Source organism: Tenacibaculum haliotis, from assembly GCF_025215075.1.
Classification (GTDB): Bacteria; Bacteroidota; Bacteroidia; order Flavobacteriales; family Flavobacteriaceae; genus Polaribacter; species Polaribacter haliotis_B.
This window is the reverse complement of sequence record NZ_JAOBTH010000017.1, coordinates 44,241-60,778: the sequence shown is the minus strand read 5'-3', so window position 1 is coordinate 60,778 and position 16,538 is coordinate 44,241. Positions and strand designations below refer to the sequence as shown.

Here is a 16,538-nt window from a genome sequence, read left to right as displayed (position 1 = left end):
AGCTAGTAACAAAGTCAGAGTTGCCTAAAATAGCAGTTAAAAAACGGTTTGTTTTACCCAATTTTTATATAACATAAGACTTTATCAAAAAAAGTACAGCAAACAAAAAGCGATTAAGAGAAATGTAACATTTCTTAATCGCTTTTAAAGTTAAATTTCAAAAAGAGTTGCTTTTTCAGTGCCCTCCTGTGAGGCTCGGTTTTTTTTAAGTGAAAGAATATTAATTCTTTTTATAAATTTTACTTTTTTTACCGTCTTTATCAATAAAATAGAAACCTTCTGGTAGGCTTTTAATAATATCAGCTTCTTGTGTTTTGCTATTGATAGCAGTTTCATTAATTTTATTTCCGTTTACATCATGGATAGTCAACTGGGTAGGGGTTTTAAATGATGAGGAGTTAACGCTTGCGTAAGCTTGATTGTTACCTTCGTTAGATTCAGATGTGTTTCCATGGTAGTCAGCTATAGCATGTAAATAATTAAAGCTTGAAAGGTTATATCCTAAGTAGTTGTCCCATATATACACTTCTGAACACATTTCTTTAGTTTGGTTTGGAGCTATACTTAACGAAGAGCTAGGATAAGGAAGGTTAACTACAATACTTGAACTATTCAAGCTTGAGCTGTTTGTTAAAATTAAAGCCGTATTGTTAATTGTGCCAGTTACAGCTCCTGTATTTTTAATATTAACACAGAATTTATGGTTTTGGTTAGTTCTGAGAGTTAATACTCCTGATGTACTTGTATAAGTTCCACCGGCATTGATAGATATTCCAGTAACAATAAAATCAGGGTCACCAACAGGGCATCCATTGTTAGAAGAAGGACCTGCTTGGTTAGGACAGTTGTCTTGCCAGTTTTGTACCCCATCACCATCAGAATCTCTATTATCTTGTGAGTCGCATGCATCACCAATACCGTCATTATCGATATCGTTTTGATTTGCATTTGAAGTGTTAGGGCAATTGTCTTCAGTGTCATTTATCCCATCTCCATCAGTGTCAGTATTACAAGTAATATTTATTATATCACTAACATTACTCTCATTGATGAATTCATCAGCATCTTGATCAGAACTATCCTCAGCCTGTACTATTTTTCCATAAAAATTTTGACCATCTACATCTTGAAAATAGTAAACCTCATTTATTTCTAATTTAGAAACTAAATATATATTCAGTTTATGATGTTTTGAACCTAAGTCATTACAAAAGGATTCCGTTGCAACAGAAATAGAGTTTCCTAAATCTTTAACTCTGTGATATTTGTATGATTGTCCAAAACAGAATAAAGGAATAGTTAAAAAAAGGAATAAGGTAATTTTTTTCATAGTATTCGTGTTTTAAGTTTAATACTATAAAAATCAAGTTTTTTCTTTGGTTATGAGTTAACTACAGATTACTAAAAAGTAAATAAACTATAAAACAAAAAAAACCGAGCATATAGCTCGATTTTTAATTATTGAAAAATAATAATTTATTACTTTTCTAAACTGTAGTTAGTCCAAGCGAATTTTGTAAAATCAGCACCTCTACCAGCCTTAACAGTTAAAGCATCACCATCAGCAGTAATAGCTTCAGCATCTTCTACAACAGTTCCTGTAATAGTTCCACCTTCTTTATTATCACCTACTGTTCCCATTTTGTAAGAATCTGTGATTGTTAAAGTTCCATTACCTTTGTCATCTTTAGTATCAATTAAGTTACCAAAAGAAGCATTTCCATAAGCAGCGAATAATGCGTTTTCAATAGTCGCGTTAGTTCCTCTTCTTATTTCAGCACCAGATTTAAGAGGTGTAATTTCTGATAAGTTTAATACTGTTACATTTTTAATTGTTGGAGATGAAACAGGAGTTGCTGTCGGGTTAGATCCATTACTGTCTCCTTCAATACCTCTTGGGTCTTCAGTAGCATCATTAAAACCATTTTCTCTAACACCAAACATGTTATCCATAGTTCCTGTATATCCTCCTGTAAAGTCAAACATATCATCTTTAATGTTAACACACATAACATTAGTAACATTTACAGTACCTCCAAAAAATTCGATACCATCATCTGCACCATTAGAAATAAATAAGTTATTAATTGTCGTTCCAGAACCTACAGAGTATAAAGAAATTCCGTTAAATTCTTGATCACCATTAATTTTTGCACCAGTATATTCAGTTCTAACATATGTTAATGTTCCTGAGTTATCGTTATCAGCAGTACCACCATATTTTAAACCAGCTACTTCAGTTTCAGCTTCGGCACCTTTATTTGTTCTTGCTTTACCAGCGATTACTATACCACCCCAATCTCCAGCTCTAGCATTAGAAGCATTAGATGTAAATATAACTGGATTTGCAGAAGTTCCGTTAGCGTTTAATTTAGCACCTCTTTCAACAGCTAAAAAAACATCAGTACCACCTGCTTTACATTTAATAACTGTTCCTGCTTCTATCGTTAATGTGTAGCCTTCTTTTACTTTTAAAGAGCTAGATAATAAATATTCTATTCCAGAATTTAAAGTTATATCAGCATTTATATTACCTTTTAAATCTTTAGGGTCAAAATCATTTTGTCCGTTGATTTCTAAATCAAATCCTGTATCTGGTTTGTCTATAGGATCATTTTCTGAACATCCAACCATTAAAGATGCAGAAATAGCTAAAAGTGATAATAATTTAATTGTTTTCATTTTTGTTTTTTGTTTTTTTGTTATGTTAAATTGTGTTGCAAATATTGGTTTGTTTATTAAATACAGTTTTATCTTAAATTTAATAAAATGTTAATAAAATTATAGTTTATAAGTAAAACCTAACGATAAGTTTACACCATTTTTAAAGGATCTAGTCACAAAGTCAAAAGGTCTACTTACTGTTTTAGAGTTGTCATTAGGGTCTTTGGTAATTAACGTATTACCAATGTCTCTATAACGTTCTATACTTGGGTTTAATAAGTTTTTAGCGCTAAGCTTAACTCCAATTTTCTTAGAAAAATCATGCTTTAAAACAAGGTCTAACCTAGGAAGTGCTTTTTCAATTATGGCATCTAAAAGATTTGATCCTACAGAGTATACTTTTTCATTTTGATAATTAAAGACTAATGAAGCTACAGTTTGTTTGTTATCTTTTTTAAAATGATAAGATAAATCTGTATTTAATATAAATGGTGCTGCTCCTTCTAATTTTTCTTCTTCTTTTGTTGGTCTAAAGTTTGAAGTTGACGTTAGATTCTGATTTGTATACATATAACTAGCATTAAACCCTAATTTAATTACTTTAGTAAAATCGTCTTCATCATTAGCTAAATTGAATAAGTTTTTCTTAAACTCAACTTCTAGACCTAACACATCAGCATCACCTGTATTTTGATATGTGAAATTATTATCAGAAGCTGCGTTTTGTTCAACTCTACTGATTGCATTTTTAATTCGTTTTCCAAAAATTGTAGCAGAAATTAATTCTTCTCTAGATGGGTAAAGTTCCCATTTTAAATCAATATTAATATTTTCAGAAGGTTTTAAATCAGGATTACCTATTTCAAGGTAATCAGCTCCTTCATATGGAAAAGGTGCTATTTCTTTAAACTGAGGAAAGGTGTATGTTTGACTTCCTGCAAGACGAATAATGTTATTGTCAGTAAAATTATATTTCAAATTTAAAGTAGGTAATAAGTAATTTTCTTTTTTTGAAATAAAGTTATTTTCAACATCTTTATCTTGAGGTGTTTTCCATCTAACATCCATTTGTATTCTTTCAAATCTAGCTCCCATATTAACAAATAACTTATCCGTAATTTGATAATCTAAAGAAGCATATCCTGCATGGGTTGTTTTATCTCCTTTGTAAAACATAGGCAATAAGGCATCTGAACCAAAACCAAAGTGTGTTTTTAGTCTGAAAATTCCATTATCTAGTCCTTGTTGATTTAATACTCCACTAAGATTATTTATATCTGCTATATTATTTTGATTATTAATGTCATAATCAAAATAATATTGATTCATTAATCTATCTGTATTCCTGAAGAAGTATCCTAAGTTTAATTTAATTTTATTATCTTCTTTTCCTCCAAAATATTTAGCTATATCTAATTTAGCAGTTATATCATTTTCTTTTAAGTTATGATAATATCTACTATTATTTCTTGGTGTTCCAGAAGCAAAGTAATAAACGTTTTCGTTTTCGTTACGTCTTAAAAGATTCTTTTTTCTATTAGGTTCATCATTATTAATTGTATTAAAAGAAAAACCAGAATTAACATCAATACTTTCACTTAATTTATGGCTACTTAATAATTGATTAATAAATAAAGTGTTTTGATTTTGTGTTTGAAGAATTAAGCGAGCAATTTCACCTTCATCAGCGACATCAGGTTTTGTTCCACTATAATCTTGAATATTTTGAGAGTTAGAATGGATAAAAACGCTGTTATAAGTTACTTTATGATTTGAGTTTATTCTATAAGTAAAATTACCCATAGCTAATTTTGATGTTTCATATCTATACTCTTTAGCAGATGTATAACTACTTCCTTTAGAACCATCATTTCTTTGATAGTTAATAGAAATTCCATCTCTAGTTAAGTAGTTGTTGTTAAAAGATCCAACTAAGAACATTGATAAAGAAGACTCATCGTTTATATTAAACCTTCTTCCTCCTGAAACAGATAAATTAGTATTGGCTGCAGCACGGTCATTTTTAGGAGAGAAATTATCAGTAAAAGGTATTGTATTTAGGTTTGTTACACCATGTTTGGTGCTCTTTGCGTAACCGATCGAATTAGCTCCATCAATTTTTTTAAACTTTCCACCTGTAGTTTGACTGTTAATACCACTAGAAAACCCAATAGTTATAACATTCTTACCAGTATGTTCTTTTGTTGAAATATCAACATTTGCACCAGCCAAATCACTAGTTAAGTTGGCTGAGAAAGTTTTACTTACTCCTACATTTTGTATTATGCCTGTAGGAAATAACTCAAGAGAAATATTCTTATAACTTGGGTTATTAGAGGGTAATGGCAATCCATTTAAAGTGGTACTATTATATCTATCACCTAAACCCCTAACAAAAATTTTATTAGAACCTTGTTGCTTTGAAATACCAGCAACTTTCGTTGCCGCTACAGCAGCATCACTAACTCCTTTAGTCGATAACTCTTCAGCACCAATACTTTCTTTTATTACTGTAGCTTTTTTTTGGTCTAATAATAAAGCACTCGCTTTATTTTTACTTGTACTGGCTTTAATTTCAATTTCATCTAAAGCAACACCTTCGTTGGCGCCTAATTCTTGGTTAAGGGTTAATGTTTCATTTGTTTTAACAATAATTTGTTTTTCTACGGTTTGATATCCAACAAAACTAAATACAATTATTTGGCTCCCTGTTGGAACATTAAGCGTATACTTACCATCAAAATCGGTAGTTGCACCAATTGAGGTTCCTTTTATAAAGACATTTGCAAATGGTAATGCTTCATTATTCATCTCTTTATCTGTAAGTGTACCAACTACAGTTCCTTTGTCTTGAGAATAAACAAAGCTGCAAAGGCTTAAAAGAGTAATCACTATTATTTTTTTCATTATAACTAACTTGAGTTCTTAAATACACTGCAAATCTGGCGTTATATTGTAAAGCTAATGTTACGGGTAAATTATGCTTGTTTTATTAGAATGTTTTTTAAATGTTAATGAAAGCTTGTTTTGTTATGAGAATATTAACTGTAGATTACGAAAAAACCGTGCAGATTATATAATCTACACGGTTTCAGTATGCTGTATGTATTAGTTTGCTATTTAAATATTTTAAAGCCTAAGGTGTAAGTTCTTGGGTTTGCGGGGCCATAAATAAAGTTACTATCACGTTCTTTGCCGATGTCAAATGAGTTTTGATATTCATCAAAAACGTTTTTAATACCTACAAAAAATTCGATATTACTATCTAGCTTTTGTAATTCAAAATTATAACTTGTTTTAATCCCTACATTAAAAAAATTAGGAGATTTAAAATATTCATCTTCAATTAAGCTGTTAGTTGACGCTAAGTGCAGCACATCCATGGTGCCAGTATACACTAAATTTAAGGCTGTTTTAATTTTTTGATTTGGTGTATATGTTGCTGTTGCATATCCGTAAGTAGTTGGAGTGCGTAAAAATTCTTTCTTCGGATTTAAAGCATCAGAATTATTAATGGCAGTATTATATTTACTTGATTGATACGTAAAACCAGCGTCAAACTGAAAAATTCCGTCGTAATTTAATCTTATTTCTAATGCAATTCCTTTTACAATAGCGCCATCACCATTTCTTTTTTCAAAAACTTCACCAAATTCATCTTCCCCTATAGCTTCTAAAAAGAAAGCATCATTTAAGTTGGTATAAAAACTTTCAACTGTAAAGCCGTATATATAATGTTCTGTTGGTTGATCGTAATTAAAAGAAACGGTATAACTATTAGAGCGTTCCCTTTTTAAATCATCAGCAAGTTGTACTCTCGATATTCCGCCACCAGCAAAAGCAATATGTAAATCGGTATCAAAAGCTTGTGGCGCTCTAAAACCGGTTCCCCAGGTTGCTCTTACTTGTGCTTTTTCAAAAGGTTTAAAAAGTAAAGAAACTCGTGGACTCGTCACATTATTGGTTATTAATTTTTTGGTTCCGTCTCTTTTTAAAGCATTTAATTTATGATGATCATAACGAACACCAGCAAGTAAATTCCACTTTTCGTTTATTTCCCAATCACTCTGAAAAAAGAATCCGTAGTTTTTAGTAACCTGATCCACAACATATTTATAAGCATCAATTTCGTCATACACATCATCTTGTACAAACTCCCCACCAATAGTTAATACATTATTTCCTTGTAAAAAATCTTCTAGTTTATGATTAAACTGAATTCCACCTTGAAACGTAGTGGTTTCTGAATTTCCATAAGGCGGATTTGCCAAGTGAGCTGTGTCTTCGGGAGTACCTATTTCTGGGCGAATACCTGTGTAATGATCTCTGGCGGTGTATTGAGAAGCAAAATAGGTAATTAATGAGCTTTTATCTTCATTAAAATTAATTTGATAATCAATATTACCAACATACACATCGTGTGTTCTTTCTTCGGATTGTAACGCAAAATTCGGCGCGTTTTTAATCATTTCGCCACCATAACGGTATTCATTCATTTTACTGAAGTTAATTTCTAACTTCTGATTTTCTGTCGGTAAAAAAAATAAATTAGTACCAAATGAGTTGTTTTTTAATTGTGGTAATTCAGAGAAGTTATCGCCATTGTGATCGTAAATTTCTCGAGCTCTATTGTTTATAAAAAAAGAAATTCCAGCATTTTTAGCATCATTAACAACCGTTGCATTACCAGCAATGATATGATCTGAAGCCCCTTTTAAATTTTGATAGGTATATTGAATACTATAATCGTCTTTTTTAGGAACATTGGTAATCACATTAACGGTTCCTCCAATAGCGCTCGATCCGTATAATGCAGATCCGCCACCGCGAACTACTTCAATGCGATCTATCATATTGGTAGGTATTTGCTCTAAACCATATAAACCGGTTAGCGGGCTAAAAATTGGTCGCCCATTTATTAATATTTGAGAATAACCACCTGCCAACCCGTTCATACGTAATTGCGTGTAATTACAAGTTTGGCAATCCGTTTCTACACGTAAACCAGTCTGAAATTTTAAACCTTCCGATAAATTACATGCTTGCACATTTGCTAAAGTTTCACTGTTAATTACATTTACAATTACAGGGTTTTTAGTACTTCTTCTGTCTGTTCTTGTTCCTGTTACAGTAACCTGATCTAAAATTTCGGTAGTTTCAGTTAAAATAAAATCAACTTTTTTTTCTTCGGATGATTTTAAGCGGATGTTTTTTCTTTCTGATAAAAATCCAATAGAAGAAGCAATTAAAACAAATTTACTTTTTGATGTTTCTATCGTGTAATTTCCATTCTCATCTGTAGTTGTTCCGATGTTTGTTCCTTTTATAAGAATGTTTACAAAAGGAACTGTTTCTCCTTTTGTATTGGTTGTTTTTCCTGTAATTACTTGTGCTTTTACGATGGTAGTTGTAAATAGAATAATTAAAAAAACAGCATTTTTCATGGGTACTTTATTTATTATTTTTTCACAAAGGTAAAATAATTTTTAGATAAGACTAAAAATTATTTTATATAAATGAAAATTTATATATTTGTAAAGTCAAAAAAATACAATGTTTAGCCAATCAGAAGAAAATTATATTAAAACCATTTATCACCTAGCGGCAATATCTGATAAAGGAATCAGTACAAATGCTATTGCTAAGCGATTAAAAACAAAAGCTTCTTCGGTAACAGATATGATTAAAAAGCTATCTGATAAAGAAGTGGTTGTTTATAAAAAGTATCAAGGTGTTACGTTAACCGAACTCGGAAAAAAAACTGCGGCTAGCATTATTCGTAAACATCGATTGTGGGAAGTTTTTTTGGTAGAAAAGCTTAATTTTTCTTGGGATGAAGTGCATGAAGTAGCAGAGCAATTAGAGCATATAAAATCGCCAAAATTAATAGACGAGTTAGATGCCTTTTTAGGACATCCTAAAAGAGATCCACACGGAGATCCAATTCCTGATAAGGAAGGAAATTTACCGCAAATAAAAAAAAGCTTGTTAGCTACACTGCAAAAAAATGAAAAAGGTGTTTGTGTAGGTGTAAACGATACTTCTTCTGAGTTTTTACGTTTTTTAGACAAGCAAGAAATCGGATTAGGACTCAATATACAAGTGTTAGATAAAGAACCTTTTGATGATTCTTTTTTAGTAAAAATTAACGAGAAAGAAATGACGATTTCAAACAAAGTAGCAAACAATATTTATATACAAAAAAATTAAGATGAAAAGAATAGCATTATTATTTGTAATCTTATTAGCAGTAAGTTGTGGTAAAAAAGCAAAAAACGAAAATGATAAATTAAAAGTAGTTACAACGACTACGATGATTACCGATTTAGTAAAGAATATTGGAGGCGATAAACTAGAGGTTAAAGGTTTAATGGGTGCAGGAGTAGATCCGCATTTGTATAAAGCTAGCGAGGGTGATGTTTCAAAATTATTTAATGCTGATGTTGTTATTTACAACGGATTACATTTAGAAGGAAAGTTAGAAGAGGTTTTTGAGAAAATGCAACATCAAAATAAAAAAACGATTGTTGTTTCTGATGTAATTAATAAAAAAAACTTGATAAATTCAGCGTTGTTCGCTTCAAATTATGATCCTCATATTTGGTTTGATCTTAATAATTGGAGTAAGATAACATCGTATGTAGCAGAAAAATTAGCAGAAATAGATGCTAAAAATGCTGCCTTTTATAAGCAAAACGCTAAAGAATATTTAGAGAAAATAAAAGATTTAAATAAAGAGATTGAAAGCAAAATAAACGAATTGCCAATAGAGAAAAGAGTATTGGTAACTGCACACGATGCTTTTAATTATTTCGGAAAACAGCATCAATTTAATGTTGTAGGCTTACAAGGATTATCAACTGCAACAGAAGCTGGTGTTCAGGATGTTCAGAAGTTAGCAAAGTTTATTATAGAAAATAATGTGAAAGCAATTTTTGTAGAAAGTTCTGTGCCAAAACGAACTATTGAAGCTTTACAGGCAGCAGTAAAATCTAAAGATCAAGAGGTTGTAATTGGCGGAACGTTATATTCTGATGCATTAGGAAGTGCAGGAACAGAAGAAGCAGCTTATATAGGAATGTATAAAGCAAATGTGAATACGATTGTTAACGCATTAAAATAATATGGAAACAAAATACGCAGTAACAGTTGATGATTTAACAGTTGCTTATAACTATAAACCGGTACTTTGGGATATTGATTTGGCTATTCCAGAAGGAGTTTTAATGGCAATTGTAGGGCCAAACGGCGCTGGGAAATCTACGTTGATAAAATCTATTTTAGGAATTATAAATCCGATTGCAGGAAGTGTTTCTATTTATGGAAAACCTTATGATAAACAACGAAAATTAGTTGCGTATGTTCCGCAGAAAGGAAGTGTAGATTGGGATTTTCCTACCACAGCTTTAGATGTGGTTATGATGGGAACTTATGGAAGTTTAGGTTGGATAAAACGTCCAGGGAAATCACAAAAAAAAACAGCATTAGAAGCGCTTGAAAAAGTAGGGATGCTAGCTTTTAAAAGCCGACAAATTTCCCAGCTTTCAGGTGGGCAACAACAACGTGTTTTTTTGGCGAGAGCATTGGCACAAGATGCAGCTATCTATTTTATGGATGAACCTTTTCAGGGGGTAGATGCAACTACAGAAATTACTATTATCAATATTTTAAAAGAATTGCGAAAAGCAGGAAAAACAGTGGTTGTAGTACATCACGATTTGCAAACGGTTCCTGAATATTTCGATTGGGTAACTTTTTTAAATGTAAAGAAGATTGCAACAGGTCCTGTAAAAGAAATTTTTAACGATGATAACCTAACGAAAACTTACGGAATTAATTATAAAGTAAGTGTGCAGCAGTAAGTTTTTTTAGCTTTTAGTGAGTAGTGGTTAGAAAAGAAAAAAATCAATAAAAATGGGAAAAATAAAATTCAAGTTTGAAGATTTGAAAGTGTATCAAAAAGCACTTGAATTTGTCGATTTTTCTTATGAAACATCAAATAATTTTCCAGATACAGAACGTTTTGGATTAAAACCTCAATTTAATAGAGCAGCTGTTTCTATTGCATTAAATATTGCTGAAGGTTCAGCAGATACAGACAAACAGTTTAATAGATTTTTGCAAATAGCATTAGGTTCTACAAATGAATGTGTTGTTTGTGTTTCGATTGCAAAACGACAAAATTTTATTTCTGAAGAATCTGAAAATGAAATTCGTGAAAAATTAGTAGAACTTTCAAAGATGATTATAGGTCTACAAAAATATTTGCGTAACAAAAATACTAATCTCTAAAAACTAACTACTATCGACTTTTCTGAATATTTTAAACTCGTTTTTTCAGATTATACGCTTCGAACTATTACAATCGGAACCGCTATTTTAGGTGCTATTTGTGGTATGTTGGGTAGTTTTGCGGTGCTAAGAAAACAAAGTTTATTGGGCGATGCAATTTCACATGCATCACTTCCAGGTATTGCCATTGCATTTTTAATTACAGGTACAAAAGACACCAATGTTTTATTACTAGGTGCATTGATAAGCGGACTAATCGGAGCTTTTTGGATACGCGGAATTGTAAAAAACACACACTTAAAAACAGATACTGCTTTAGGTCTTATTCTTTCTGTTTTCTTCGGATTCGGAATGTTACTTTTAACTTTTATTCAGAAATTACCAAATGCAAATCAGTCAGGTTTAGATAAATTTCTGTTTGGGCAGGCAGCAACATTGCTAATTAAAGATGTTTGGTTTATGGCAATAGTTACAGCGATTTGTTTAGCGGTATTATTGCTCTTCTGGAAAGAATTTAAACTCTTATTATTTGATGCAGATTATGCAAAAACCTTAGGGTTTAATATAAAATTCATTGATGCTTTAATAACCTGTTTCATTGTGTTAGCAATTGTTTTAGGATTGCAAACAGTAGGCGTTGTTTTAATGAGTGCCATGTTATTAGCGCCAGCAGCAGCAGCACGTCAATGGACAAACAGTTTAAGTACCATGGTTGTTTTAGCAGCTGTTTTTGGTTCGCTTGCCGGTGTTGTGGGTACGGGAATTAGCGCAAGTCAATCTAATTTATCTACAGGGCCTGTAATTGTGTTGGTTGCCGCAGTATTTGTAGTGTTTTCATTTATTTTTTCACCTTCAAGAGGATTACTTTTTCGCCAAATTCGTTTTTTAAAGAACAGACGCGATTTACAGTTGCATAAAACCTTATCTTTTATGTTCGACCTTGTTAAGACACACGAAGATAAATCACATCCGCATGCGGTAAGAATTTTAAATAATTTTCAAGGATATACAAGAGGTACTTTAAAAAAACTAGAAGAGAAAGAATATATAAAAGTTCAGGGTAAAATGTGGTCAATGACGGAAGAAGGATATCAGTTCGCAGGTAATTTATATAATCAACATATAGAAAATGAGTAGTGCTCAGATAGAAATACAATTAATAGTAAGTTTAGTAGCAGTTGCTTGTGCAATACCTGGTGTGTTTTTGGTTTTACGAAAAATGGCATTAATTAGCGATGCTATTAGCCATTCGATTTTACCCGGTTTGGTAATCGGTTTTTTTATCACACACGATTTAAATTCACCTTTATTAATTTTAATGGGAGCCTTATCAGGAATTTTAACTGTGGTGTTAGTTGAGTATATTCAGAAAACAAAATTGGTAAAAGAAGATACTGCAATTGGCTTAGTATTTCCAGCGTTGTTTAGTATTGGTGTACTTTTAATTGCCAAAAATGCAAACGATGTTCATTTAGATGTAGATGCTGTTTTATTGGGAGAACTGGCTTTTGCTCCGTTTGATCGATTATTAATTAATGGAATAGATATCGGACCGAAATCATTATGGATTATAGGAACAATATTAGTAATTACTTTAAGCCTTTTAATCGCTTTTTTTAAAGAGCTAAAAATAAGCACATTCGATGCTGGTTTGGCAACAGCCTTAGGTTTTTCACCAATTGTAATTCACTACGGATTAATGAGTGTGGCATCGATAACAACAGTTGGCGCTTTTGATGCGGTCGGAGCAATATTAGTAGTTGCGTTAATGATTGCGCCAGCGGCCACCGCTTATTTATTAACGAATGATTTAAAGAAAATGTTAGTTTTTTCAGGCTTATTTGGTGTGTTTTCGGCTATATCGGGTTATTGGGTAGCGCATTGGTTAGATGCCTCTATCTCTGGATCTATGATTAGTATGCTAGGTTTGGTGTTCTTTTTTGTGTATTTATTGGCTCCCAATAGAGGTTTAATTTCAGTAATTTATAGAAACAGGCAACAACAAAAAGAAGTGCAATTGCTTACTTTTTTGTTGCACTTAAATAATCATACTGAAAAAAGAGAAAGACATATTAATCATTTAAATGAGCATATAAATTGGCATAAAATAAAAGCAAAATCGGTAGTAGATTTAGCTAGAAAAAATAATATGATTGTTGTAGAAAATCAAATTATATCACTTACCAAAAAAGGAAAAACCTTTACCGAAAAAGCAATAGATTATATTATAACAAACGACGATTCTAAGATCGAATCTATGAAAAAAGATTTCTTTTTGTTTAGAGGATAAATGTAATTTTATCATATTGTCACTTTTTTTTAAAGTAAGAATCTTTCTACTCTCTGCTTTCTTATTTTCTCTAAATAGATTACTTTGCATAAAAAAAATACTCTGTGAAAAATTCTTCTAATTTTCAAGTGTACAATGCCTCTGCTGGTAGCGGAAAAACGTTTACGCTTGTAAAAGAATATCTAAAAGTTTTATTGAGTTCTGATGATATTTTCACTTTTCAGAAAATATTAGCGATTACATTTACCAACAAAGCCGCTGGTGAAATGAAAGAGCGTGTATTAGAAAATCTACAAGAATTCTCTGAAGGAAAAGAAAACGATTTGTTTCAACTTATTATCAATGAAATTAAAATTGATAAACAAACCGTTAAAGATAGAAGTAAGAAAATATTAGACGCTGTTTTACAAAACTACTCCGCTTTTTCAATTACTACGATTGATAGTTTTACGCATAAAATAATTAAAAGTTTTGCGTACGATTTAGGATTGTCGCTAAATTTTGAGGTTGAAATGGATGCTGTTTCTTTATTGAATGAAGCTGTTGATGTATTGATTTCTAAAATTGGAACTGATAAAGATTTAACGAAATTATTAATCGATTTTTCACTTGATAAAGCAGATGATGATAAATCGTGGGATATTTCGTTGGAGCTAAATGAGTTTTCTAGAATTTTATTAAATGAAGACGATACGAAGCATTTTAGAAAACTGGCGGATAAAAAACTAGCTGATTTTACGAACTTAAAAACTAAACTTTCTAAACATCAAAAAGAGATAAAAACTCGATTTGTAGATATTGGTAATCAGGGAATAGCGATTATAGAAACGGCACAAATAAATCATAAAGATTTTTATCGATCGATGTTGCCGAATCATTTTTTGGCGTTATCTCAAAATCTAGAGAAAGCAAAGTTTTTCGAAGATTCAAAACTTCGCGAACGTATCGAAGAAAATAATTTTTATGCAAAATCAAAATCAGACGACATAAAAAGTGCTATTGAAAGTGTTTTGCCAGAATTGTTGAATTTATATAGTCAGTCAGAAGAATTGTATCAGCAATTTTTAATGAATAAATTGGCATTAAAAAGTATCATTCCGTTAGCAGTTTTAAATCATATTAATTTAGAATTAACACATATAAAAGAAGAGAATAATATCCGATTAAATGCCGAGTTTAATCAATTAATTTCTGACAATATAAAAGACCAACCTGCGCCATTTATTTATGAAAGAATCGGACAGCGATTTATGCATTATTTTATTGATGAGATGCAAGATACATCGGTGTTACAATGGCAAAATATAATTCCGTTAATCGACAATGCATTAGCGCAAGAAAAAAGTAATTTATTGTTGGTTGGTGATGGTAAACAAGCTATTTATCGTTGGCGTGGCGGTAAAGCAGAGCAGTTTATTTCTTTAGGATCAGATGTTGAGAATCCGTTTCATGTTCCGAAAGAAATAAAAACACTAGAGACTAATTATAGAAGCTATACGGAGGTAATAGATTTTAACAATCAATTTTTTCAGCATACTTCAAATTTTCTTCAAAATGAAAACTATAAGCAGTTATTTATTGAAGGAAATAAGCAGTTAACAACGGCAAAAAAAGGTGGATATGTTTCGTTGTCTTTTTTAGATAAGGAAGAAGAAAAAGAGGATGAGGTTTTAAAATATCCGAAGAAAATATTAGAAACAATTAAAAGTTTAGAAGCCGATTTTTCTTTAAATGAAATTTGTGTATTAGTCCGTAAGAAAAAAGATGGAATTGCAGTGGCAAATTATTTATCTGAAAACGGAATTAACATTATTTCTTCAGAAACGTTGTTGTTGCAAAACAGCTCGAAAGTAAATTTTATTGTGGATGTTTTACAAGTAATTCAACATCCGAATGATAAAGAAGCATTGTTAGAGGTTTTGTATTTCTTACACGATCTTTTAGCGTTGAAAACGGAAAAACATGCTTTTATATCAGCAATGATTCATCAGCCGAATGATGCAATTTTTAAAGAGTTATTAAGTTACCAAGTATCTTTTAAGTTAGCCGATTTTCATCAATTACCGTTTTATGAAAAAGTAGAGGAAATCATCCGAAGTTTTAAATTGATAAACTCTTCAGATGCCTATGTGCAATTCTTTTTAGATGTGGTTTTAGAACAGCAAAGAAAAGGAACGAGTATTCAAGAATTTTTAGATTTTTGGGAAGACAAAAAAGCAAATTTAAGTATTGTGGCTCCCGAAAGCGGAAACGCTGTTCAGGTAATGACGATTCATAAATCGAAAGGATTAGAATTCCCGGTTGTTATTTTTCCGTACGATTTAGAAATTTACCGACAAATAAATCCTAAAATATGGTTGGATGATTTACCAGCTGATTTTGAAAATTTCAAGGAATTGTTAGTGCCGTTTAATAAAGATCTAAAAGCTATAAACGAGCGAAGTTTAGAGATATACGACCAACAAAGAGAGGAACTAGAGTTAGATAATTTTAATCTTTTATACGTTGCTTTAACGCGTTCGGTAGAGCAGCTACATATTATTACCGAATATAAAATTACAGCTAAAGGAGAAGAGAATATCAATTTTTATTCAGGAATATTTATCAATTATCTAAAAGAAAAAAATCTATGGAATAATGATCAGTTAGAATACTCTTTTGGGAATTTATCAAGAACTAGTGAGCGTAAAGAAATTACTTCTTTGGCAGCGATTCAAGAAGAATTTATATCAACACCTTGGCAAGAGCACAATATTCATATGTTGGCAAGTGCTTCAAAACTTTGGAATACTGAGCAAGGAAAAGCTATTGAATTTGGTAACTTGATTCACGAAATGATGGCGAAAATTTCAACAGAGCGCGATGTAGAAAAAATAGTGAATCAATATGAGCAACAAGGTGTAATAGCTAAAGAGCAAGCAAAAACGATTAAAACGAATATTAATAAAATTGTAAGTCATTCAGATTTGCAGCATTATTATTCAAACGAAGTAACTATATATAATGAGCGTGAAATTGTTGATGTTGATAATCAGATTTTAATTCCCGATCGATTGGTACTTGATACGAATAATGCAGTAACTATTATTGATTATAAAACAGGAAAACCATCCAAGAGTTATCATCAGCAATTATTACGATACGAACGTGTGTTAAAATCGATGGATTTTAAGGTTGATAAAAAACTACTCATATATATTAATGAAGAAATTTTGGTTGAAGAAGTTTAACAATTAACTTTGACCCTTTAAATATAAATACCACATCGATTGTAGATGTAACTAAAATATAA

Annotated in this window: 11 protein-coding genes; 7 read left to right on the top strand and 4 right to left on the bottom strand. The window is 31.2% G+C overall.

Annotation, left to right across the window (positions count from 1 at the left end; all coding sequences use genetic code 11):
- Nucleotides 1–220: 220 nt before the first annotated feature.
- The 4 genes from N2251_RS01170 to N2251_RS01155 all read right to left on the bottom strand — a co-directional run bounded on the left by N2251_RS01170 (nucleotide 221) and on the right by N2251_RS01155 (nucleotide 8,108).
- Nucleotides 221–1,330, bottom strand: a complete 1,110-nt coding sequence (locus N2251_RS01170; RefSeq protein ID WP_260584850.1) for a thrombospondin type 3 repeat-containing protein — start codon at nucleotides 1,328–1,330, stop codon at nucleotides 221–223.
- A 149-nt stretch (nucleotides 1,331–1,479) separates the two neighbouring features.
- Nucleotides 1,480–2,682, bottom strand: coding sequence for a beta-helix domain-containing protein (locus N2251_RS01165; protein ID WP_260584849.1), 1,203 nt, complete (start codon nucleotides 2,680–2,682; stop codon nucleotides 1,480–1,482).
- A 99-nt stretch (nucleotides 2,683–2,781) separates the two neighbouring features.
- A complete protein-coding gene (locus N2251_RS01160; protein WP_260584848.1) occupies nucleotides 2,782–5,571 on the bottom strand; it encodes a TonB-dependent receptor in 2,790 nt (929 codons plus the stop codon).
- Nucleotides 5,572–5,780: 209 nt separating this feature from the next.
- Nucleotides 5,781–8,108 (bottom strand): TonB-dependent receptor, encoded by a 2,328-nt coding sequence (locus N2251_RS01155; protein ID WP_260584847.1) that lies wholly within the window; start codon nucleotides 8,106–8,108, stop codon nucleotides 5,781–5,783.
- Between the two features lie 109 nt (nucleotides 8,109–8,217).
- On the opposite strand from N2251_RS01155, the gene N2251_RS01150 reads away from it, so the two are divergent.
- From N2251_RS01150 to N2251_RS01120, 7 genes are all read left to right on the top strand, one after another.
- A complete protein-coding gene (locus tag N2251_RS01150; RefSeq protein WP_260584846.1) occupies nucleotides 8,218–8,874 on the top strand; it encodes a metal-dependent transcriptional regulator in 657 nt (218 codons plus the stop codon).
- A 1-nt stretch (nucleotide 8,875) separates the two neighbouring features.
- The gene (locus N2251_RS01145; protein ID WP_260584845.1) at nucleotides 8,876–9,787 is read left to right on the top strand and encodes a metal ABC transporter solute-binding protein, Zn/Mn family; all 912 of its coding nucleotides are present in this window, start codon (nucleotides 8,876–8,878) and stop codon (nucleotides 9,785–9,787) included.
- A gap of 1 nt (nucleotide 9,788) precedes the next feature.
- Nucleotides 9,789–10,526 carry a metal ABC transporter ATP-binding protein gene (locus tag N2251_RS01140; protein WP_260584844.1) on the top strand — a complete coding sequence of 246 codons (738 nt, stop codon included), beginning with the start codon at nucleotides 9,789–9,791 and terminating at the stop codon, nucleotides 10,524–10,526.
- 52 nt (nucleotides 10,527–10,578) lie between these two features.
- A complete protein-coding gene (locus tag N2251_RS01135; RefSeq protein ID WP_260584843.1) occupies nucleotides 10,579–10,956 on the top strand; it encodes a four helix bundle protein in 378 nt (125 codons plus the stop codon).
- A 12-nt stretch (nucleotides 10,957–10,968) separates the two neighbouring features.
- Nucleotides 10,969–12,093, top strand: a complete 1,125-nt coding sequence (locus tag N2251_RS01130; protein ID WP_260584852.1) for a metal ABC transporter permease — start codon at nucleotides 10,969–10,971, stop codon at nucleotides 12,091–12,093.
- The gene (locus tag N2251_RS01125) at nucleotides 12,086–13,246 is read left to right on the top strand and encodes a metal ABC transporter permease (protein ID WP_260584842.1); all 1,161 of its coding nucleotides are present in this window, start codon (nucleotides 12,086–12,088) and stop codon (nucleotides 13,244–13,246) included. Before N2251_RS01130 ends, N2251_RS01125 begins: the two co-directional genes overlap by 8 nt.
- Before the next feature lie 104 nt (nucleotides 13,247–13,350).
- Complete coding sequence (locus N2251_RS01120) at nucleotides 13,351–16,476, top strand: UvrD-helicase domain-containing protein (protein WP_260584841.1); 3,126 nt, start codon at nucleotides 13,351–13,353, stop codon at nucleotides 16,474–16,476.
- The last annotated feature ends 62 nt before the right edge of the window (nucleotides 16,477–16,538 follow it).